18 protein-coding genes are annotated in these 22,147 nt (G+C 58.2%); 15 read left to right on the plus strand and 3 right to left on the minus strand.

Going from position 1 to position 22,147, the window contains the following annotated elements; genetic code table 11:
- The first annotated feature begins 86 nt into the window (after positions 1-86).
- From DMP17_RS03500 to DMP17_RS03550, 11 genes are all read left to right on the plus strand, one after another.
- The gene (locus DMP17_RS03500; RefSeq protein WP_337827697.1) at positions 87-1,619 is read left to right on the plus strand and encodes an acyl-CoA carboxylase subunit beta; all 1,533 of its coding nucleotides are present in this window, start codon (positions 87-89) and stop codon (positions 1,617-1,619) included.
- Positions 1,600-1,887: a hypothetical protein gene (locus DMP17_RS03505; protein WP_337827698.1), complete on the plus strand. Its 288-nt coding sequence runs from the start codon at positions 1,600-1,602 to the stop codon at positions 1,885-1,887. Before DMP17_RS03500 ends, DMP17_RS03505 begins: the two co-directional genes overlap by 20 nt.
- The gene (mce, locus tag DMP17_RS03510; protein ID WP_337827699.1) at positions 1,884-2,318 is read left to right on the plus strand and encodes a methylmalonyl-CoA epimerase; all 435 of its coding nucleotides are present in this window, start codon (positions 1,884-1,886) and stop codon (positions 2,316-2,318) included. The genes DMP17_RS03505 and mce overlap by 4 nt, the downstream gene beginning before the upstream one ends.
- Before the next feature lie 205 nt (positions 2,319-2,523).
- Complete coding sequence (gene scpA / locus DMP17_RS03515) at positions 2,524-4,650, plus strand: methylmalonyl-CoA mutase (protein WP_337827700.1); 2,127 nt, start codon at positions 2,524-2,526, stop codon at positions 4,648-4,650.
- A 38-nt stretch (positions 4,651-4,688) separates the two neighbouring features.
- Positions 4,689-5,963: an O-acetylhomoserine aminocarboxypropyltransferase gene (locus DMP17_RS03520; RefSeq protein ID WP_337827701.1), complete on the plus strand. Its 1,275-nt coding sequence runs from the start codon at positions 4,689-4,691 to the stop codon at positions 5,961-5,963.
- Positions 5,963-6,979, plus strand: coding sequence for a biotin synthase BioB (gene bioB, locus DMP17_RS03525; protein WP_337827702.1), 1,017 nt, complete (start codon positions 5,963-5,965; stop codon positions 6,977-6,979). Before DMP17_RS03520 ends, bioB begins: the two co-directional genes overlap by 1 nt.
- An 11-nt stretch (positions 6,980-6,990) precedes the next feature.
- Complete coding sequence (locus DMP17_RS03530; protein ID WP_337827703.1) at positions 6,991-7,371, plus strand: lysozyme inhibitor LprI family protein; 381 nt, start codon at positions 6,991-6,993, stop codon at positions 7,369-7,371.
- A gap of 3 nt (positions 7,372-7,374) precedes the next feature.
- A complete protein-coding gene (locus tag DMP17_RS03535; protein ID WP_337827704.1) occupies positions 7,375-9,396 on the plus strand; it encodes an acetyl/propionyl/methylcrotonyl-CoA carboxylase subunit alpha in 2,022 nt (673 codons plus the stop codon).
- Complete coding sequence (locus DMP17_RS03540; protein WP_337827705.1) at positions 9,396-9,767, plus strand: tRNA-binding protein; 372 nt, start codon at positions 9,396-9,398, stop codon at positions 9,765-9,767. Before DMP17_RS03535 ends, DMP17_RS03540 begins: the two co-directional genes overlap by 1 nt.
- A 112-nt stretch (positions 9,768-9,879) precedes the next feature.
- Positions 9,880-11,514 carry an MFS transporter gene (locus tag DMP17_RS03545; protein WP_337827706.1) on the plus strand — a complete coding sequence of 545 codons (1,635 nt, stop codon included), beginning with the start codon at positions 9,880-9,882 and terminating at the stop codon, positions 11,512-11,514.
- Between the two features lie 9 nt (positions 11,515-11,523).
- Complete coding sequence (locus DMP17_RS03550) at positions 11,524-12,576, plus strand: alanine racemase (protein WP_337827707.1); 1,053 nt, start codon at positions 11,524-11,526, stop codon at positions 12,574-12,576.
- Between the two features lie 227 nt (positions 12,577-12,803).
- On the opposite strand, the gene DMP17_RS03555 is transcribed toward DMP17_RS03550, so the two are convergent.
- Together DMP17_RS03555 and DMP17_RS03560 are read right to left on the minus strand one after the other, a co-directional pair.
- Positions 12,804-13,976, minus strand: coding sequence for an acetyl-CoA C-acetyltransferase (locus DMP17_RS03555; RefSeq protein ID WP_337827708.1), 1,173 nt, complete (start codon positions 13,974-13,976; stop codon positions 12,804-12,806).
- Between the two features lie 63 nt (positions 13,977-14,039).
- Positions 14,040-15,089: an alpha/beta fold hydrolase gene (locus tag DMP17_RS03560; RefSeq protein WP_337827709.1), complete on the minus strand. Its 1,050-nt coding sequence runs from the start codon at positions 15,087-15,089 to the stop codon at positions 14,040-14,042.
- A gap of 141 nt (positions 15,090-15,230) precedes the next feature.
- Between DMP17_RS03560 and phaR the strand changes: the two genes are divergently transcribed.
- From phaR to DMP17_RS03575, 3 genes are all read left to right on the plus strand, one after another.
- Positions 15,231-15,851, plus strand: coding sequence for a polyhydroxyalkanoate synthesis repressor PhaR (phaR, locus tag DMP17_RS03565; RefSeq protein ID WP_337827710.1), 621 nt, complete (start codon positions 15,231-15,233; stop codon positions 15,849-15,851).
- 69 nt (positions 15,852-15,920) lie between these two features.
- Positions 15,921-17,453 carry a proline--tRNA ligase gene (gene proS / locus DMP17_RS03570; protein WP_337827711.1) on the plus strand — a complete coding sequence of 511 codons (1,533 nt, stop codon included), beginning with the start codon at positions 15,921-15,923 and terminating at the stop codon, positions 17,451-17,453.
- Between the two features lie 125 nt (positions 17,454-17,578).
- Entirely contained in the window at positions 17,579-19,984 is a 2,406-nt protein-coding gene (locus tag DMP17_RS03575; protein WP_337827712.1) for a ribonuclease R family protein, read from the plus strand.
- A 16-nt stretch (positions 19,985-20,000) separates the two neighbouring features.
- Here DMP17_RS03575 and DMP17_RS03580 read toward each other — a convergent pair whose 3' ends face one another.
- Positions 20,001-20,456, minus strand: a complete 456-nt coding sequence (locus DMP17_RS03580; protein WP_337827713.1) for a universal stress protein — start codon at positions 20,454-20,456, stop codon at positions 20,001-20,003.
- Positions 20,457-20,613: 157 nt separating this feature from the next.
- On the opposite strand from DMP17_RS03580, the gene DMP17_RS03585 reads away from it, so the two are divergent.
- Positions 20,614-21,954 carry a pyruvate dehydrogenase complex dihydrolipoamide acetyltransferase gene (locus DMP17_RS03585; RefSeq protein ID WP_337827714.1) on the plus strand — a complete coding sequence of 447 codons (1,341 nt, stop codon included), beginning with the start codon at positions 20,614-20,616 and terminating at the stop codon, positions 21,952-21,954.
- The last annotated feature ends 193 nt before the right edge of the window (positions 21,955-22,147 follow it).

The following is a 22,147-nucleotide window of genomic DNA, read 5'->3' on the forward strand; positions in this document are numbered from 1 at the left end:
TTGCAACTTTGCAAATTCACATTTGCAATTACGCTGTGACCCGCCCATGCGAGACTTCATAAATTTAAGTATCGGGAGCCAAGACCATGTCCGCCAATATCGCCGAACTGGAAAAGCGTCGCGAGGCGGCGCGCATGGGAGGCGGCCAAAAGCGCATCGACGCGCAGCACGCCAAGGGCCGCCTGACCGCGCGCGAACGGCTGGAAGTGCTTCTTGACGAAGGCTCGTTTGAAGAGCTGGACATGTATGTCGAGCATAATTGCACCGATTTCGGCATGGACCAGAACCATATTCCGGGCGACGGTGTAGTGACGGGCTCCGGCACCATCAATGGCCGTTTGGTATTTGTATTCAGTCAGGATTTTACGGTCTTCGGCGGCTCGTTGTCGGAGCGCCATGCAGAAAAAATTTGCAAGGTCATGGATATGGCGATGAAGGTCGGCGCGCCGGTCATCGGTCTCAATGACAGCGGCGGCGCGCGTATCCAGGAAGGCGTTGCCTCGCTCGGCGGCTATGCCGAAGTGTTCCAGCGCAATGTGCTGGCGTCGGGCGTCGTGCCGCAACTTTCGCTCATAATGGGCCCCTGTGCGGGCGGGGCGGTCTATTCGCCTGCCATGACCGACTTCATCTTCATGGTGAAGGATTCAAGCTATATGTTCGTCACCGGCCCCGATGTGGTCAAAACCGTCACCAACGAGGTAGTGACGCAAGAGGAATTAGGCGGCGCTGTCACCCACACGACCAAATCGGGAGTTGCCGATGTGGCGTTTGAAAATGACATAGAGGCGCTGCTTGCCGCGCGCGATTTTATCGACTTTCTGCCCGCTTCGAACAAGGAGCCGGTGCCGGAACGCCCGACGGCGGACGCATGGGACCGGATCGAGGAAAGCCTTGATACGCTGATCCCGCCCAACGCCAACCAGCCTTATGATATGCACGAGCTTATCCGCAAGGTCGTGGACGAGGGCGATTTTTTTGAAGTCCAGCCCACCCATGCCGGCAATATCCTCATCGGCTTTGGCCGCATCGAAGGCCGCACGGTCGGCATTGTTGCCAATCAGCCGATGGTGCTGGCGGGCTGTCTCGACATTAATGCGTCCAAAAAAGCCGGGCGTTTCGTGCGCTTTTGCGATGCGTTCGATATTCCGATCATCACCTTTGTCGATGTGCCGGGCTTCCTGCCGGGGGTCAGCCAAGAGCATAATGGCATCATCAAACATGGCGCGAAATTGCTGTTCGCTTATGCCGAAGCGACCGTCCCCAAAATCACCGTCATCACCCGCAAAGCGTATGGCGGCGCGTATGACGTTATGGCGTCAAAACATTTGCGCGGCGATTTGAATTATGCGTGGCCGACCGCAGAAATCGCGGTGATGGGCGCTAAAGGCGCGGTGGAAATCATCTTCCGTCAGGACATTGGCGACCCCGAAAAAATCGCCGAGCGCACGCGCGAATATGAACAACGCTTTGCCAACCCGTTCGTTGCGGCATCCAAAGGCTTTGTCGATGAAGTCATCATGCCCCACTCCACCCGCCGCCGGATAGCCTTGGGGCTGCGTAAATTGCGCAACAAGGCGTTAGAAAATCCGTGGAAGAAGCATGACAATATTCCGTTGTGATCTCATTGATACAGACAAACTGACTTATCAGTTTGTATCATCTAACGATCCCGATTTGATCGGCGTCGAAGTTATGTTGAAAGGCGATACGCTGATCGACATTTCTATGAACCAGCAAGGCGAGACTAGCGTTTTGTTTGATGATGATGGAAGGCATATGGAATTCGAACTTACAAGTCTGCGCATGGTTTTGGATAAATGTGAAAACGAACTTTCTGCTTGGCGCGCCAGACTAATGGAACCAAGCGAAATCTGGAGTGAAAAATGAAACTCGGTCGTCTCAACCATGTCGGCATCGCCACGCCTTCAATTGCGGATAGCATCACCTTTTACCGCGATGTGATGGGCGCCACCAAAATCCATGCGCCGTTCGATCTGGAATCGCAGGGGGTGAAAGTCTGTTTTGTCGATACGCCGGGCGAAAATGGCACCAACGGCACGCAGATAGAGCTGATCGAGCCGCTGCCCGGCAACACCTCGATTGCCAATTTTCTGGAAAAAAATCCGCAAGGCGGGCAGCATCATATTTGCTATGAAGTGCCGGACATTGCCGCCGCAAAGGCCGAATTTGAAGCGATGGGCAAGCGCGTGCTGGGGGAACCGCGCATCGGCGCGCACGGCACGATGATCATCTTTGTCCATCCCAAAGACATGGGCGGCATACTGACCGAGATTATGGAAACGCCCAAGGGGCATTGAGCAATTAAACCTTCTCCCCTTGTGGGAGAAGGATAGGGAGCCTTATCGCGTAGCGATTAGGCGGACTTGGATGAGGGGTATGCGAGGCTTTGCCTCGCGCGATTGCAAAAGCAATCGCTTACCCCTCACCCAGCTACGACTAGCGAGCAAGCTCGCAAGTCTCCACAACCCTCTCCCACAAGGGGAGAGGGGGATAGAGGAAAAAATGACTGACTATAATGACTGGAAAAACCTCGCCGACAAAGAGGTGAAGGGCCGCGACCTTGATTGGGACACCCCCGAAGGCATTACGGTAAAGCCGCTCTATACCGCCGACGATGTGGTGACAGATCCGGGCCTGCCGGGTTTTGCGCCTTATACGCGCGGGGTGCGGGCTTCGATGTATGCTGGGCGTCCTTGGACAATCCGCCAATATGCGGGTTTTTCGACAGCCGAGGAATCCAACGCCTTTTACCGCCGCAATCTCGCGGCAGGGCAAAAGGGCCTGTCGGTCGCGTTCGATCTCGCGACCCATCGCGGCTATGACAGCGACCATCCGCGCGTCGTCGGCGATGTCGGCAAGGCCGGCGTTGCGATTGACAGTGTCGAGGATATGAAAATCCTGTTCGACGGCATCCCGCTCGATCAAATGTCGGTGTCGATGACGATGAACGGCGCGGTCATCCCGATCCTCGCTTTCTTCATAGTCGCAGGCGAAGAGCAGGGGGTTCCGCCCGAAAAGCTGGAAGGCACGATCCAGAACGACATCCTCAAAGAATTTATGGTGCGCAACACCTATATCTATCCGCCCGAACCTTCGATGCGGATCATTTCGGATATTTTCGCCTACACCGCCGACCATATGCCGAAATTCAATAGCATCTCGATTTCCGGCTATCATATGCAGGAAGCGGGCGCGACGCAGGTGCAGGAACTCGCCTTCACCATCGCAGACGGCATGGAATATGTGAAATATGGCGTGGCGTCCGGCCTCGATATTGACCGGTTTGCCGGGCGATTGAGCTTCTTTTTTGCAATCGGCATGAATTTCTTCATGGAAGTCGCCAAGCTGCGCGCGGCGCGTGTGCTATGGTATCGGGTGATGACCAAGCTGGAGGCCAAGGATGAACGCTCCAAAATGCTGCGCACCCATTGCCAGACATCGGGCGTGTCGCTGACCGAACAAGACCCTTACAACAATGTCATCCGCACAACTATCGAAGCTATGGCGGCGATGCTGGGCGGGACACAGTCGCTCCACACCAATGCGCTTGATGAAGCGATTGCACTTCCCACGGATTTTTCGGCGCGGATTGCCCGCAATACACAGATCGTCATCCAGGAAGAAACCGGCATGACCAATGTGGTCGATCCGCTGGGCGGCAGCTATTATGTCGAAGCCTTGACGCAGGAACTGGTCAATAAGGCTTGGGAAATTATCGAACGTGTGGACAATGAAGGTGGCATGGCCAAAGCGGTTGCTGCCGGTTGGCCCAAGGCGATGATCGAGGAAGCGGCGGCCGCGCGTCAGGCGCGGGTCGATCGCGGTGAAGATGTGATTGTCGGCGTCAACAAATATCGTCTGGCCAATGAAGACCTGCTCGAAACGCTGGAAGTCGATAATACAGTCGTGCGCGAAGCCCAGATTGCGCGCATCAATGCGGTCAAGGCCGCGCGCGATGAGGCCCGTTGTCAGGCGGCGCTCAAGGCATTGGCTGAAGGCGCGGCGAGCAAGGGCAATCTTCTGGCGCTTGCCGTCGATGCAGCGCGCGAGCGCGCAACCTTGGGCGAAATTTCGCTCGCGATGGAGCAAAGCTTTGACCGTTATGGCACCACCCCGACGCCGGTAAAGGGCGTCTATGGCGCGCCTTATAAGGATGATACCCGTTGGAAACAGGTGCTGGATGGCGTTGCAGCGGTCGAACGCCGCATGGGCCGCAAGCCCAAATTGCTTGTCGCCAAAATGGGGCAGGACGGCCATGATCGCGGTGCCAATGTGATTGCGTCGGCGTTCAGCGATATGGGCTTTGATGTGGTGTCCGGCCCCTTGTTCCAGACGCCGCAGGAAACGGTGGTGCTGGCGCTCGATACCGGCGTCGATGTGGTCGGCGCATCAAGCTTGGCTGCGGGCCATAAAACGCTGATCCCGGAACTGATTCAGAAATTGAAAGCCGAAGGCCGCAATGACATCAAGGTCATCGCGGGTGGTGTTATCCCGCCGCAGGATTATGATTTCCTGCGCGAAGCGGGTGTGCAAGGGATTTACGGCCCCGGCTCCAATGTGGTCGAATGTGCCGCCGATGTGCTGCGCCTTCTCGGCCACAATATGCCGCCGCTCGATGAAGCTGCGTAAACCCGTCTGTCAGACCTAAATATATACAGGAAATAGCAGTGACCCATAAGCCCGATACCCTTGCCATCCATGCCGGGACCGCGCCGGATCCGACAACCAAGGCGCGGATCACGCCGATTTACCAGACCGCATCCTATGTGTTCGACGATGTTGACCATGCCTCGCGGCTGTTCAATCTTCAGGAGTTCGGGAATATCTATACCCGGATTATGAACCCGACCAATGGCGCGCTGGAGGGCAAGATTGCCGCGCTCGAAGGCGGGCAGGCGGCTCTGGCGGTGGCATCCGGCCATGCCGCGCAATTCCTGACCTTCCACACATTGATGGAGCCGGGCTGCGAGATTGTTGCGGCCAAAAAACTTTATGGCGGGTCGCTCAACCAATTGGGGCAAAGCTTCCGCAAAATGGCGTGGCTCACCCATTTCGTCGATGCCGACAAGGCCGACAATGTGGCCGCCGCCATCACCGATAAAACGCGCGCAGTGTTCATCGAAAGCCTCGCCAATCCGGGCGGTGTGGTGCAGGATATCGAGGCGATTGCCAAGGTCGCGCATGATGCGGGCGTGCCGCTCATCGTCGATAATACGATGGCAACGCCGATCCTGTGCCGCCCGATTGACTATGGCGCGGATATTGTCGTCCATTCGACCACCAAATTTTTGAACGGTCACGGCAATGCGATTGGCGGGGTGATTGTCGATGCGGGCAGTTTTGATTGGGCGAAGGGCGGCAAATATCCGGCCTTGAGCGAACCCAATGCCTCTTATCATGGCCTCACTTTTACCGAAGCGTTCGGCAACCTCGCTTTCATATTGGCGACCCGCACCTTGGGCTTGCGCGACCTTGGCCCGGCGATGGCGCCGATGAATGCGTTCCTTGCGCTGACCGGCATGGAAACGCTTGCGCTTCGTATGGAGCGGCATTGCAATAATGCGCTCGCTTTGGCGCAATGGTTGAAAGACCATCCCAAAGTGGGTTGGGTTTCCTATGCAGGGCTACCCGACGACCCCTATCATGCGCTGGCCCAGCGTTACCTTGGCGGCAAAGGCGGGGCGGTGTTCACCTTTGGTTTGAAGGGCGGATATGATGCGGGGACCAAGCTGGTCTCCTCGGTCAAATTGTTCAGCCATCTGGCCAATCTCGGCGATACCCGCTCGCTCATCATCCACCCGGCATCGACCACGCACAGCCAGTTGGAAGGCGAGGAACTGGTCGCAGCAGGTGCTGGTCCCGATGTGATCCGCGTGTCGGTCGGTATCGAACATATTGACGATATTATTGCCGATCTTGCGCAAGCGTTGGATGTCCTCTGATGGCCGAAATCCGCACCGACTGGACCCGCGACCAGATTGCCGCGTTGTTCGACCTGCCGTTCGATGAATTGATGTTCCAGGCCATGACCGTGCATCGCGCGCATCATGCGGTGGGCGAGGTGCAGCTTTGCACGCTTCTCAGCATCAAGACCGGCGGTTGCCCCGAAGATTGCGGCTATTGTTCGCAAAGCGTCAAGGCCGATAGCGGGGTCAAGGCGACCAAGCTCATGGATGTGCGCGAAGTGCTGCAATCCGCCGCGCGCGCCAAGGATGCGGGATCACAGCGTTTTTGCATGGGCGCTGCCTGGCGCAACCTCAAAGACCGCGACATGCCCGCCATTGTCGAGATTGTGAAGGGCGTCAGCGCGATGGGCATGGAAACCTGCATGACCTTGGGGATGCTCACCCCCAAACAAGCGGATATGCTCGCCGACGCAGGGCTTGATTATTATAACCATAATATCGACACCTCGCCCGAACGCTATGCCGAGGTCATCACGACGCGCACGATGGACGAGCGGCTTGAAACGCTAGACCATGTGCGCAAGGCGGGCATTAATGTCTGTTCGGGCGGGATTGTCGGCATGGGTGAAACCCGCGCCGACCGTGTCGGTTTCATCCACACGCTCGCGACTTTGCCGCAACATCCCGAAAGCGTGCCGGTCAATGCGCTGGTGCCGGTCAAAGGCACGGTGCTGGGCGATATGCTCGCCGACACGCCGCTCGCGAAAATTGACGATATCGAATTCGTCCGCACCATCGCGGTCGCACGCATCACCATGCCGATGAGCATGGTGCGCTTGAGCGCAGGGCGCGAGAGCATGTCGGAAGCAACGCAAGCGCTGTGCTTCATGGCAGGCGCGAACAGCATCTTCACCGGCGACAAATTGCTCACCGCCGCCAATGCAGGCGATGACAAGGATGCAGCGATGCTGGCGAAACTTGGGCTGCGGGCGATGGTGGCTGAAGAGCCGATGCGCGCGTGTAAATCCGTGCGAATGGAGGCAGCGGAATGATGATAATTGCGATGCTCATGGCCAATGCGGCGGTGGTGGAAAGCCCTACGCTCGATTGCGAAAATGCGACGGCGCAGATTGATATGACCTTGTGTGCGGGGCAGGATTTTAAAGCCGCCGACGCGGAAATGAACGCGCAATGGGCGCTCACATCGGCGGCGATGAAAAGGGACGATAAAAGTCTGGATCGCAAACGCGATACCCGCCCCGGCTATTTCGATACGCTTTTGGCGGGGCAGCGGGCTTGGCTCACCTATCGCGACCAGCATTGCCGCAGCGAAGGCTATACGATGCGCGGCGGATCGGCAGAGCCCATGGTGGCGAGCCAGTGCAAGGCTAAACTTACCCGCGCCCGCACCGAACAATTAAAAGATCTTATGCAGGAATATTAAGCCATGTTCAAAAAAATCCTGATTGCCAACCGTGGCGAAATTGCGTGCCGGGTTATCCAGACGGCGCGCAAGATGGGCATCGCGACGGTGGCCGTCTATTCCGATGCCGATGCGCGTGCGCCCTTTGTCGCGATGGCGGATGAAGCGGTGCATATCGGCCCGTCGCCTGCGTCGGAATCCTATCTTATCGCGGACAAGATTATCGAAGCGTGCAAGCAAACCGGCGCAGAAGCGGTGCATCCGGGCTATGGCTTCCTGTCGGAACGTACCAGCTTTGCCGAAGCCTTGGCCAAAGAAGGCATCGCCTTTGTCGGGCCGCCGGTGGGTGCGATTGCGGCGATGGGCGACAAGATTGAATCCAAAAAACTCGCCAAGGCGGCGGGTGTCAACGTCGTCCCCGGCTTTGTCGGTGAAATCCGCGATACCGATCATGCGGTCGAAATTTCGAACGACATCGGCTATCCGGTGATGATGAAAGCATCGGCTGGCGGCGGCGGCAAGGGGATGCGCCTTGCCTATTCCGAAACCGATGTGCGCGAAGGCTTTGACAGCGTGAAGCGTGAAGGGTTGAACAGCTTTGGCGATGACCGTGTGTTTATCGAAAAATTCATCGAAGACCCGCGCCATATCGAAATCCAGATCCTCGGCGATAAACATGGCAATGTGCTTTATTTGAACGAACGCGAATGTTCGATCCAGCGCCGCCACCAAAAGGTCGTCGAAGAAGCGCCGTCGCCCTTCGTTACCCCTGAAATGCGCAAAGCGATGGGTGAACAATGCGTCGCCCTCGCCAAAGCGGTGGATTATCACAGTGCGGGAACAGTCGAACTTATCGTATCGGGCAAGGATCCGATCGGCGAAAGCTTCTATTTCCTTGAAATGAATACCCGGCTTCAGGTCGAACATCCGGTGACCGAAGCGATCACCGGCATCGACCTTGTCGAGCAGATGATCCGCGTTGCCGCGGGCGAAAAACTGCCCTTCACCCAAGCCGATATCGGTATTGATGGCTGGTCGATTGAAAATCGTGTCTATGCAGAAGACCCGTATCGCGGCTTTTTGCCGTCCACAGGCCGCGTTGTGCGCTATGGCCCGCCGGTTGAAGGCTGGACGAATGACGGCGAAGCCAATGGCCGGCGCGGAGTTGATGGCGTGCGCGTCGATGATGGCGTGTTCGAAGGCGGCGAAGTATCGATGTTCTATGACCCGATGATCGCCAAACTCATCACTTGGGGCAAGACGCGCGACGAGGCGATTGCCAAGCAGATCGAGGCGCTCGATGCGTTTGAACTGCAAGGCCTTGGTCATAATATCGACTTCCTCTCTGCGCTGATGCAGCATCCGCGCTTTCAGGAAGGCAATCTCACCACCGGTTTCATAGCCGAAGAATATCCCGAAGGCTTTCATGGCGCGCCCGCCGATGCGGCATTGGTCCGCACGCTTGCGGCTATCGCGGGCTTTATCGCCGCCGCCGAAGCCGACCGCGCGCGCCGGATTGACGGCCAGCTTGGCGGACGCTTGCGCCCGCCTGCAAACTGGCAGGTCAAACTCGGCGATGCGCTCCATGTCGTGCAACTGAATGAAGATGAAGTGATGGTCGATGCCGAACCGGTCGATCTCGCTATGGCCTATACGCCCGGCGACCGCATGGTGGTTGCCGAGGTTGATGGCGTGCCCTTGTTCGTTAAAATCGCCAAGGACCGTGCGGGTTGGACTCTCACTACGCGCGGTGCGAGCCATAAATTGCGTGTGTTGCCGGGCAATGTCGCGCCGCTCGCGACCCATATGATCGACAAGATTCCGCCCGATCTGTCCAAATATCTGCTTTGTCCGATGCCGGGGCTCCTCGTGCGTCTGGATGTCGGAGCAGGGGATAAGGTCGAAGCAGGCCAGCCGCTCGCCGTAGTCGAGGCGATGAAGATGGAGAATATCCTGCGCGCCGAAAAAGCGGGCACGGTCAAATCGGTCGAAGCGGCGGTCGGTGACAGCCTTGCGGTCGACCAGATCATATTGGAAATGGAGTAATGCACCTCCCGCACGACCCTGCAAATCCTGCTGCCGACCCGATCCATTTTGACGATTTTCTGAAAGTCGATATCCGGGTCGGCACAATCATCGAGGCCGAACCTTTTCCCGAAGCGCGGAAAGCCGCTTTCAAACTGAAAATCGATTTCGGCCCGACGCTTGGTGTCAAAAAATCGAGCGCGCAGATTACCGCGCATTATGCTTTGAAAGAGCTTATCGGGCGGCAGGTCGCAGCGGTGGTCAATTTCCCGCCGCGCCAGATCGGCAAATATATGTCCGAGGTGCTGACGCTCGGTTTCGGCGATGAAACGGGCGAAGTTGTGCTGTTCGCGCCCGACCATACAGTGCCGGACGGCGCGCGCCTGTTCTGAAAAAAAAGCCGCCTGCAATCCCTTATTGCGCCCATCTCCATCAGGAGTAAAACAAGCCCGGACGGAATCCGCTAAGATGATTCCGCCTTAAAATAGGGACGGGGGCTGGAAGATGGTTGAAGCCAAAGCGGGCGCGGAGCTGGTCAATGTCGGCGACGGTGTCCACCATGAATTGACGCCCAAGGAAACGCGGCTCGTCATCACCGCCTCGTCGCTCGGCACCATTTTCGAATGGTATGATTTCTTCATTTACGGCACTTTGGCTGCGATTATCGGGCGGACCTTCTTTCCGTCCGGCGATCCGACGATGGAACTATTGCTGTCGCTACTCGGCTTTGCGGTCGGCTTCGGCTTCCGCCCGCTTGGCGCGATATTGTTCGGCTATCTGGGCGATAAATTAGGACGCAAATATACATTTTTGGTGACGATTACGGTCATGGGCCTTGCGACTGCCGCCATCGCTTTCGTGCCCGCGCATCAGGAAATAGGCATGGCCGCGCCGGTCATCATCCTGTTCCTGCGCATCCTGCAAGGCTTGGCGCTGGGCGGCGAATATGGTGGGGCGGCGGTCTATGTCGCCGAACATGCACCCAAGGAAAAGCGTGGCTTTTATACCAGCTTCATTCAGGCCTCGGTGATTGGCGGCTTCATCCTCAGCCTCGCGGTCGTTCTCGGCACCAAATTCGTCGTCGGCGCGGACGCTTTTGATGCAGGCTGGTGGCGTTTCCCCTTTGCGTTTTCGCTCGTGCTGCTTGCCATATCCTTGTGGATGCGGCTCAAACTCAATGAAAGCCCGGTGTTCAAGGCCATCAAGGAACAAGGCCAAATTGCCAGAAATCCGGTCAAGGAAAGCTTTACCTATCCCGGCAATATCAAGCGCATCATGGTCGCCTTGTTCGGCATCGCGGCGGGGCTGACGGTGATCAGCTATACCGCGATGTTCAGCATCTTGTTCCTGTTGACAGGGCCGTTGCGGGTCGAGCCGACACAGGCGGAAATGGTGATCGGCGCAGGCTCGATCATCGGCACGCTCGCCTTCATCTTTTCGGGTTGGTGGTCGGACAAGATCGGACGCAAAAAGCCGATCATTTTAGGCTATGTGCTGACGTTGCTGCTGATGTTCCCGGCTTTCCATCTGGTCGGGCGCATCGCCAATCCGGAAGTTAATGCGCTGTCGGACACCCAACCTATCATTGTGGCGGGCAGCGATTGCAGTTTTAACCCTTTCGTCAAAGCGCAAAAGACCGAATGTGGCCAATTGCTCGGCGGCTTGACCAAGGCGGGCATCCCTTATGACACGCAAAAGGCCTCCACCTTGTCGGTCACAATTGGCGGTGTGAAAGTGGCCGAACCGACTGCCGCCGCGGTCGAGGCGCAACTGCGCGCCAATGGCATTAATCTTGACCAGATCAGGCTGGATGCAGGGCAGATTGCGGTCATCTTGCTTGTTATCATCTTCATTTTCTCTTTGTCCGGCCTGACATATGGACCCGTCGCCGCCTTACTGTCGGAAATGTTTCCGCCTGCGATCCGCTATAGCTCGCTCTCCATTCCTTATCACCTTGGCACGGGTTATTTTGGCGGTTTTCTCCCGCTTGTGAGCCAATATATCAATGCCAAAACCGGCGATCCCTATAATGGCCTCTGGTACACATTTGCAGTAGTGGCGATGGCGTTGCTGGTCACTTGGTTCGGACTTAAAGATACGCATAAACAGGGCGTGGACGCAGGCGTCACGAGCGGCTAGGGGAGCCGCGTGACCGAACATATTGCCCCGCTTCGCCTTTCCCTTTCAATAGATGCGCTCCAGTCCAACTGGCGCTGGCTGGCGGCGCAAAGCGGCGGTGCGGCGTGCGGTGCGGCGGTCAAGGCCAATGCCTATGGCTTGGGCGCACGCGGCGCGGTGGAGCATTTGCAAAACGCCGGATGTCGGGACTTTTTTGTCGCAAGCTGGGCCGAAGCGGCGGATATATTGCCCCTGCTTGCGGACGACGCCGGCCTGTCGGTGCTGCATGGCGTGCGCGACGATGATATGGCGATGGCGGCTGCGTCACGCGCGCGGCCCGTGCTCAACAGTATCGAGCAGATTGCGCGCTGGCGGCAAGCGGGGGAAGGGCGTCCCTGCGACGTGATGGTCGATACCGGCATGAGCCGGCTTGGCCTGACGATGGACGAAGCCCTGTCCGGCGCGCTTGATGGTCTTCCGGTCCGCACGCTTTTGAGCCATCTGGCAAGCGCCGATGAAGATGTGCCGCAAAATGCCGAGCAGCTTGCGCGGTTTCAGGCTTTGAAAGCGGGCATCACCGCCGACCGCTACAGCCTTTCCAACAGCGCCGGGATTTGTCTGGGCGCGGACTATGCGTTCGATCTGACCCGCCCCGGCTTGGCGCTTTACGGCGGGATTGCGCGCGATGCCTGTCTTGGTCATATCCGCCAAGTGGTATTTCCCGAGGTGCAAGTGCTCCAGACCCGCACGGTCAAAGCGGGCGCGCCGGTCGGCTATAATGCGACCTACACCCCGCGACAGGACCAGCGTATCGCAATCATCAATCTGGGCTATGCCGATGGCTATTTGCGTTGCTTTTCCGGCGGGAAGGGCGGCGCGCATTTTGAAGGACAGGCGTTGAAACTGGTCGGTCGCGTGTCGATGGATCTGGTCGCGCTCGCTATCCTCGAAGACTGCGCGGTCACCGCAGGCGATTGGGTCGCAATAGACTATGACCTCCCCGCAACCGCCGCTGCATCCGGCCTGTCACAATATGAGCTGCTCACAGGGCTTGGCGCGCGCTACGACCGGATTTGGGGCTGAATTTATGAAAATCTAGCCCCTCCTCTTCAGAGGAGGGGCAACGGAGACTTAGGAATTTTACGCGTTAGCGAAAATTCTTAGTCGTAATGGGTTGGGGTTTTGCGGTTGGCACAGTGCCAGACGGACAGACCCCACCCCACTTCGCCTAACTCCCCTTCGCTTCGCTCCGGGGCATAAGGCTGCGTAGGCCCCTCCCCTGAAGGAGGAGGGGCTATTTAGCGCAAGACTTACCGTTCAACGCACAAGGCGATGCCCATGCCGCCGCCGATGCACAGCGTTGCAAGGCCTTTCTTGGCGTCGCGGCGTTCCATTTCGTGGAGCAAGGTCGTCAATACGCGCGCGCCCGATGCGCCGATCGGGTGGCCGATGGCAATCGCGCCGCCATTGACATTGACCTTGTCCGCCGGAAGACCGAGTTCCTTGCACACCGACAAGGCTTGAGCGGCAAAGGCTTCATTGGCTTCGATAAGGTCAAGATCATCGACGCTCCACCCTGCTTTTTCGAGCGCCTTTTTGGTTGCGGGCACGGGACCGATGCCCATGATCGACGGGTCAACGCCTGCGGTCGCCCAGCTTGCGACGCGCGCAAGGATGGGCGCGCCACGCTTTTCGGCTTCTTCGCGGCTCATGAGAACGAGCGCCGCCGCGCCGTCATTAATGCCGCTCGCATTGCCCGCCGTGACGCTGCCATCCTTTTTGAAAGCAGGGCGTAAACCCGACATGGCTTCCTTGGTTGCGCCAGCGCGAATATATTCATCCTGATCGACGACAATATCGCCCTTGCGGCTTGTGACGGTGACGGGCGCAATTTCCTTGGAGAAGCGGCCTTCGCTGCGCGCGGCTTCGGCTTTATTTTGCGATGCAACCGCCAGTTCATCCTGCGCGTCGCGGCTGATCTGATATTGTTCGGCGAGATTTTCCGCGGTGATGCCCATATGATAATTGTTGAACACGTCGGTGAGACCGTCCTTGATCATCGTATCGACAAATTCGACGCCGCCCATTTTGGTGCCGCCGCGCAAGTTTTGCGCATGGACGGATTTGGACATGCTTTCCTGACCACCGGCGACGACAATGGTGGAATCGCCAGTCTGGATGGCTTGGGTTGCAAGAGCAACCGCACGCAGGCCCGACCCGCACACCTGATTAAGCCCCCATGCCGGGACTTCCTTGGGAACGCCCGCCGCCATCGACGCCTGACGCGCAGGATTTTGCCCTTCGCCAGCGGTCAGCACCTGACCCATAATGACTTCGGAAACCTCTTCGGGTTTGACGCCTGCATCGGCCAATGCGGCTTCAATTGCAACCTTGCCCAGCTCATGCGCGGGCACAGTTGCGAAAGCGCCTAAAAAGCTCCCCACAGGGGTGCGGCGGGCGGCGGTGATAACGACTTCGGTCATGCAAAATCTCCGGACAGGAATAAACGGATCAAGGTGAGACGGACGCTGATAAGGCGACTCTTTTCACGATTGGCGTTTATGCTGCACCTGCGAAAGCCACTTTGCAAGAGGCGACCATAAAGTCGGGCGCGCGGTGGAGCCTACGACCATGCCGACATGGCCCGCAGGCGAGGGGATGGCCTCGATAGAGTCCGGACAACTATCGACCGGCACAATACGGTCGGTGGTCGACACAAATTGCCGCGCGGGGCAGGGGAGGGTTTCGGGGCTTATCCTTTGCCCGCCGACGCGCCATTCGCCTTTGCCGGTGAGATTGCCGGTGAAGAAGGCGGCAAATAATTGTTCGCCCGCCGCATAGGTGAGCGGCGCGCCATCATTGGCCCAATCTTCAAGCGCGACAAATTGCGCGAGCTTGTCGGGCGCTACTTCCGGCAATCTTGCATATTTGCGCACGGTGCGGTCAGGGTCCATGCGCCAGAAAGCGGCTTGCAACACTTCCATCGGCACCAGTCCTAAAGCAGCGCAGGCTTCCTGATTGTCGGTCCATAAGCCCGCCAACATTGCGCGGTCCTCGCCATAATGATCGAAATGCCAAGGGGAGGCGATCATCGACAGGCTGGCAACCTTCGCGAGATGCGCGGCAACCAAGGCCATGACGCCGCCAAGGCAATAGCCGACCAGATGCGGCGGTTCCGACGCGCCCCCGATCTCATTTATCAGCGGCACCAGATAATCGGTGACATGCGCGCCAATATCTTCGGCACGGTCGGCAGGCGTTGGATAGCCCCAATCGACCAGCAGCACGCGAAAGCCTTGCGCGCGCACAAATTCGGCCAGACTATTGCCCGGCGCGAGGTCCAGAATGAAATGCGGGTTGATAATCGACGGCACGAAAATAACGGCCGGGCCTCCGCCGCCATAATCGAGCAACCGCACCCGCCCTTTTTGCGCTGCAATAATGGTGGCGCGGGCCGAAGGGTGGCGCTCGGCCTGCTGGTAAAGCGCCAGACCTTTCAGCGCCTTGGCCGATAAAGCCGGATCCTCCACCGCAATTTCGCGCACCAGATCGAGGAATAAGGGCAGCGGGCGCGGCTTTTGCTGGTCGGGGGTCATGCCTGTCTTGCTCCTATTCTGCCGTGCCGGTATTTGCCGCAACTACGGACCGGTTCGTCCTGATGTTGCGGTGCATCAACATCTTGTGCTACGCAACATATACGCATTTTGCATCCCCCTTTCGGTGAGAGTTAAGCCAATATGGCACGTAGCAGCAACAAGTCGCACAAAGACACAGACGTTGACGGTAACACCGCCCCCATCATTATCAAAAAATATGCCAACCGCCGCCTCTATAATACGGATAAAAGCTGTTATATCACGCTCGATGACCTGGCCGCGATGACGCGCGGCGGGACCGAATTTACCGTGGTTGATGCCAAGAGCGGCGAAGATATTACGCGCAGCGTCTTGACCCAGATCATCATGGAAGAAGAAGCGCGCGGGCAAACCATGTTGCCGGTAAGCTTCCTGCGCCAGCTTATCTCCATGTATGGCGATTCCATGCAGGCGATGGTGCCGCAATATCTGGAAGCGTCAATGGACAGTTTCCGCCAGAACCAGCGCCAATTCCATAGCGCGCTGCAAGGTGCCTTGTCGGGCGGACCGCTGGCCGAAATCGCCAAGCGCAACATGCAGATGTTCGAAGCCGCCACCAACGCTTTCCGCCCGCAGGGTGATGGAAAGGCAGACGGTGGTAAGGCAGATAGTGGTAAGCCGGGCAGCGCCGCGCCGGATAGCGCCCCGAATAAGACAGACGCGCGCGACCTTGAAATAGAACGGTTGAAGGCCGAACTCGACGCGCTTAAAGCGAAAAAGTGAAAGGGCGCGCATCGCTTGCGCGGCTTTTTCCTTACCCTTGACGATCAACTAAAAACATAACGGAACATCATGGCTATCAAGCACGCGCTCTCGGTCACCCGCGAAAAGGATTTCGCCGCCTGGTATCAGGAGGTCGTCAAGGAAGCCGATATGGCCGAAGAATCGGGCGTGCGCGGCTGTATGGTCATTCGTCCGTGGGGCTATGGCATTTGGGAGCGCATCCAGCAGCAGCTTGACCGCCGCATCAAGGATGTCGGCTATGATAATTGCTATTTCCCGCTGTTCATTCCGTTAAATTATTTCGCCAAGGAAGCCGAACATGTTGACGGTTTCGCCAAGGAAATGGCGGTCGTCACCCATCACCGGCTGATTACCAAGGATGGCACTTTGGTGCCCGATCCGGCGGCGGAACTGGAAGAGCCGCTGGTGGTGCGCCCGACCTCAGAAATGGTCATTGGCGCAGCTTTTTCGCGCTGGGTGCAAAGCTGGCGCGACTTGCCGGTGCTTATCAACCAATGGGCCAATGTCGTGCGCTGGGAAATGCGCACCCGCATGTTCCTGCGTACCAGCGAATTTTTGTGGCAGGAGGCGCACACCGCCCATGCGACCGCCGCCGATGCGATGGAATCGACCCTGGAAGGCCTCGAAGTCTATCGCAGCTTTGCCGAAGATGTGGTTGCGATGCCGGTCGTCGCGGGCGAAAAGCCGGAGCATGAACGCTTCCCCGGCGCGGTTGCGACCTATTCGATCGAAGCGATGATGCAGGACGGCAAGGCGTTGCAAGCCGGCACCTCGCACTATCTCGGCACCAATTTCGCCCAAGCGCAAAATATCCGCTATCAGGACAAGGAAGGCGGCCTTGCGCTCGCCCATACGACCAGTTGGGGCATGTCGACGCGCATGATTGGCGGCCTCATCATGACGCATGGCGATGATGACGGTCTGCAAGTGCCGCCGCGCGTTGCGCCGCACCAGATTGTTATCGTGCCGATGCTGCGCGACGATGAAGGCGATGAAGCGATTATTGCCTATGCGCGTGATTTTGCCAAACAGTTGAAGGCGCTTGACGTGTTCGGGGAAGCGGTGCGCGTGTATCTTGACCTCCGCGCCGAAAAAGCCGCGACCAAGCGGTGGGGCTGGGTCAAAAAAGGCGCGCCGGTCATTATCGAAATTGGTGGCCGCGATGTTGCGGGCGGCAATGTGTCGGTCATCCGCCGTGACGCGCTTTACAAGGATGACGGCAAACTTGCTTCGGCCATCCAGCCCAAACAAAACTTCGCAGACAGCGCAGTTTCCTTGCTCGAAGCTATCCAGACCGGCCTGCATAGCCGCGCGCGCGCCGCGCTTGAACGCCGCATCCGCCGCGACATCCACGATATGGACGCGCTCAAAGCCTATTATGAAGGCGAAAAATATCCGGGCTGGGTTGAAGTGAGCTGGTGCCGCCCGTCGGGCGAAAAACTCGACAAGATTGTCGAACAGCTCAAGGCGCTCAAACTCACCATGCGCAACGTGCCCTTGGGCTCGGAGGATGTCGAAGGCATTTGCTTCTTCACCGGCGAACCTGCGGTCGAACGCATATTGATTGCCAAAGCCTATTGAGGCCAAGGTCTTGAAGCTCTGATCAAAGTAGCGGGCGTTCTGCGGCATCGCGGGACGCCCGTTGTTTATGTCGGGTTACCAATTGGACATTGGCCTTTTCCCGCTAACGCCTTACAGGATAGAGCATGGCAAAAGCGAAAATATCCAAGCCGAAATCATCCACCAAGCCGGGCCTTCCGACCCGCGAGCAGATTATCGCGTTCATCACCGAAAGCGACCAACCTGCGGGCAAGCGCGAAATTGCGCGCGAATTCGGCCTTAAGGGCAATGAAAAAATCGCATTAAAAGCCTTGCTCAAGGATATGAGTGATGAGGGGCTTATCGACAGCGCGCCGGGGCGGGCGTTTCACAAAATGGGCGGCGTACCCAAGGTTACGGTGCTGCGTATCGTCAATATTGACGGCGACCAGCCTGTTGCGGTGCCCGACCGGTGGGAAGCCGAAGGCAAGCCGCCGCCGCATGTCCGTATCCTGGAAAAAGGGCGCAAATCTGCGCTGGGCGTTGGCGACCGCATCCTTGCGCGCACCGAAGAGCGTGGATCGGGCTATGTCGCCCATGTGATGAAAAAACTACAAGCTTCCGCTGATCTCGTCATGGGGGTGATCGAGCAGGAGGAAAGCAGCCGGGGGCCGCGTTATTGGGTGCGCTCGATCGACAAGCGCCAGCGTCATGACTATCTGGTCAGCGATATTGGCGAGGCGAAACCCGGCGATCTGGTATTGGGCGAGCCTTCAGGCCGTCCGCCGCGCCAGATGGTGCGCGTCACTCAGATTCTGGGCGACCCGCTTGCGCCCAAAAGTTTCAGTCTCATCGCGATCAACAAATATGGCATCCCCAACCACTTCCCCGAAGAGGTGCTGGACGATGCCGAGCGCGTGTCGAAACTCGATCTTGCCGCCGATCATCGCGAGGATTTGCGCGGGCTTCCGATTATCGCGATTGATCCGGTGGACGCGCGCGATTTTGACGATGCGGTGTGGGCCGCGCCCGACGAGGATTCAGCCAATGCGGGCGGCTACCAGGCGATCGTCGCGATTGCCGATGTGAGCTTTTATGTCCGCCCCGGCAGCGCGCTCGATAGGCAAGCGCGCAAACGCGGCAATAGCGTCTATTTCCCCGACCGCGTGGTGCCGATGCTGCCCCATGCTTTATCGTCGGACAAATGTTCGTTGAAAGCAGGTGAAGACCGCGCGGCGATGGCGTGCCATATGGTCATCGACAAAAATGGCCAATTGAAAAGCTGGCGCTTCACCCGCGCGCTCATCCGCATCCGGGCTAATATCCCTTATGAAGTCGCGCAGGCCGCGATGACGCCGGACGATGTCGCACCCGAACATCGCGAGGCGCTCGACCTGTTCCGCGGCAAGGGTCAGCACCTCGACCGGCTCGCGCCCGATGGCGTCGATCTGGTCGAACAGGCATTGCGGCCCTTATGGGATTGCTGGCACCTGCTCGCAAAGGCGCGGGACAAGCGCGAGCCGTTGGAGTTGGACCTTCCTGAACGCCGCGTCGTGCTGGACGATCAGGGTAGCATTGTGTCGGTCGCGGTGCGCGAGCGGCTCGACGCGCACCGGCTCATCGAAGATTATATGATTGCCGCCAATGTTGCGGCAGCCAAGGCTTTGGAGGCCCAAAAAGCGCCGGTCATGTACCGCGTCCATGAACCGCCAAGCCGGGAAAAACTGGCCGCGCTGAAAGATTATCTCGCCACCCACGGCATTAATTTTGCGCTGGGTCAGGTGGTGCGGCCCGCGACCTTCAACCGCATCATCACGCAAATCATGACGAGCGATGCCAAGCCGCAAATCATGGAACAGATTTTGCGCAGCCAGACACAGGCCTATTATGCCCCTCAAAATGCAGGGCATTTCGGGCTGGCGTTGGGGAGTTATGCGCATTTCACCTCGCCGATCCGGCGCTATGCGGATTTGCTCGTGCACCGCTCGCTGGTTGGCGCTTATCATCTGGAAATGCCGACACCTGCCGATAAGCAAGTTCCGCGCACCACAACGCTTTCGGGGGATGACTATACGCGGCTTGCAGTGATTGGCGAGCTTATCAGCCAATATGAGCGCCGCGCGATGGAGGCGGAACGCGAAACCATCGACCGCTATGTCGCCGCCTTTCTTGCGGAAAAAGTCGGGCAGATATTGCCGACCCGCATCACCGGCGTCCAGCCTTTCGGCTTTTTCGCAACTGTGGAAGGGTTGGGCGGTGATGGCTTGGTGCCGGTGTCCACACTCGGCATCGAACGCTTCCATTATGATGAAGCCTCGCAATCCTTGATCGGCGAGGAAAGCGGCGACACCTATCATAGCGGACAAAGGCTGGAGCTGCGGTTGGCCGAGGCCAATCCTTTGACTGGCAGCCTGCGCTTTGAACTGCCCGAAGGCGCTAACCATCTGCCGATGCGGGGGAGAGGGCCGGTGCGCCGCGACGGCAAGGGGCCGAAACCCAAAATGGCGGGCAAATATAAAGCTGGTCCGCGTGGCCGCCCCGGCAATATCCGCCATCAAGGGCGCAAACGCTAAAGCGTAGGCTCTGCCCTTAGCTCAGCCTATCCACATCTTCGGCGGACAAAGAGCCGGGGATAATCATCACCGGACAGGGAAGGGTGCCCGCATCATTTCCGGAAAAATGCTGGACAAGCGGGCCCGGCGCGCCGCTGGCGGCGGCCCCCAGCACGAGCGCCGCAATCTCCGGATGATTGGCGAGCAATTCGCGCACCGCTTCATGGCCTTTCCCTTGCACCACGGTGATGGACGGGCGGATACCGCTTTCCTCGACCAAAGCGCCCGCCGCCTGCCGCACCAGATTTTCTGCGCGCTCCTGCGCTTCGGCTTCAATGGTTGCCTGCACATCGCCCCACGGCACAAATTCCTGTGGCTCGGTGACGGTCAGCACATGAACAGCGCCGCCCGTTTTCGCCGCACGCCGCGCGGCAAACCGCATGGCTAGCGCGGATTCGGGACTTTCATCAATCACTACAAGATAGGTGCGCATCTTTGCCCCCTATGACCTATGCGTGGCGGAGCCTGCTTCACAATTGCAAGAAACGCAAGCACAAGCCGCGTATTGCCCCTTGACCTTTACCCCTAAAATGCGGTGGAAGGGAAGGAACGCTACGACATACACATAAAATTCGAGGAATATCCTGATTATGCCGATTGAGCTTAAAATGCCCGCTTTGTCGCCGACGATGGAAGAAGGGACGCTGGCCAAGTGGTTGGTCAAGGAGGGCGATACGGTCCAATCGGGTGATCTTATCGCCGAAATCGAGACCGACAAGGCGACGATGGAATTTGAAGCGGTCGATGAAGGGGTGATTGCGCAAATTCTGGTGCCTGCGGGTACCGACAATGTGAAAGTCGGCACCGTCATCGCGATGATCGCTGAAGAAGGTGAAGATGCCGTGAGCGCAAAAGCGGCCCCAGCGGCAGAAGCGCCCAAACCGGCTGGCTCCCAGCCCGCTAGTGCTGAGCCTGTCGAAGCACGGGGTGAAACCGAAACACGTCCTTCGACAAGCTCAGGACTAGCGGAGAATAAGAAAGCAGAGCCCGCCAAGCCGGAAAGCGGGAAGGGCGAACGCATCAAAGCCTCCCCGCTCGCGCGCCGTATTGCCGATCAAAAGGGTGTGGACCTTGCAGATCTCACCGGTTCCGGCCCCAATGGCCGCATCATCAAGGTCGATGTCGAAGGCGCGCAGCCCGGAGCAGAGGCCGCTACAACCCCTGCCGCCAATGCAGCCGCCCCCGCTACAAGCGCCCCCGCTCCGGCTGCATCGGGCGAAGTTCCCGCACCTTTTGCCGACATTCCGCACACGAGCGAAAAATTATCGAATATGCGCAAGACCATCGCGCGCCGCCTGACCGAAGCCAAGCAGACCATTCCGCATATTTATTTGACGGTCGATATCCGCCTCGACGCGCTACTCAAATTGCGTGGTGAGTTAAATGCGAGCCTCGAACCGCGCGGCATCAAGCTGTCGGTCAATGATATGCTGATCAAGGCGCTCGCGACCGCGCTCAAGCAAGTGCCCAAATGTAATGTGTCGATCTTCGGTGACCAGTTGGTCAGCTATGACCGCGCGGATATTTCGGTGGCGGTTAGCGTCCCCAACGGCCTTATCACGCCGATCATAACCGGCGCGGACGGCAAGGCGATTTCCGCCATTTCGACCGAAATGGGCGAACTGGCGGGCCGCGCCAAGGAAGGCAAGCTGCAACCGCATGAATATCAGGGCGGCACCGCTTCGCTCTCCAACATGGGGATGTTCGGCATCAAGCAGTTTGACGCGGTCATCAACCCGCCCCAAGGCATGATCCTCGCGGTCGGCGCGGGCGAAAAGCGCCCCTATATCGTCGATGACGCGCTCGCCATTGCAACCGTCATGTCCGCCACCGGCAGCTTCGACCACCGCGCGATTGACGGCGCAGACGGCGCGCAATTAATGAAGGCCTTGAAGGAACTCATCGAAAGCCCGCTGGGATTGGTGGCTTGATCTCGATAACGGAGCAGGCCTCTGCCCAGAGGGGAGAGGAGTAAAGTTATGGGCCTCATCAAGTATCTGCCGCATATACTGATCGGGTTGGTAGCAACTGCACTCATTGCAGCCGCTGCCAATTGGATTTGGCCAGCGCAGACACAGCTCATTTGGGCGGCCGCCTATGTGGTGATGGCGCTGGTTATTTTGA

Source organism: Pseudonocardia sp. TMWB2A (assembly GCF_017312135.1).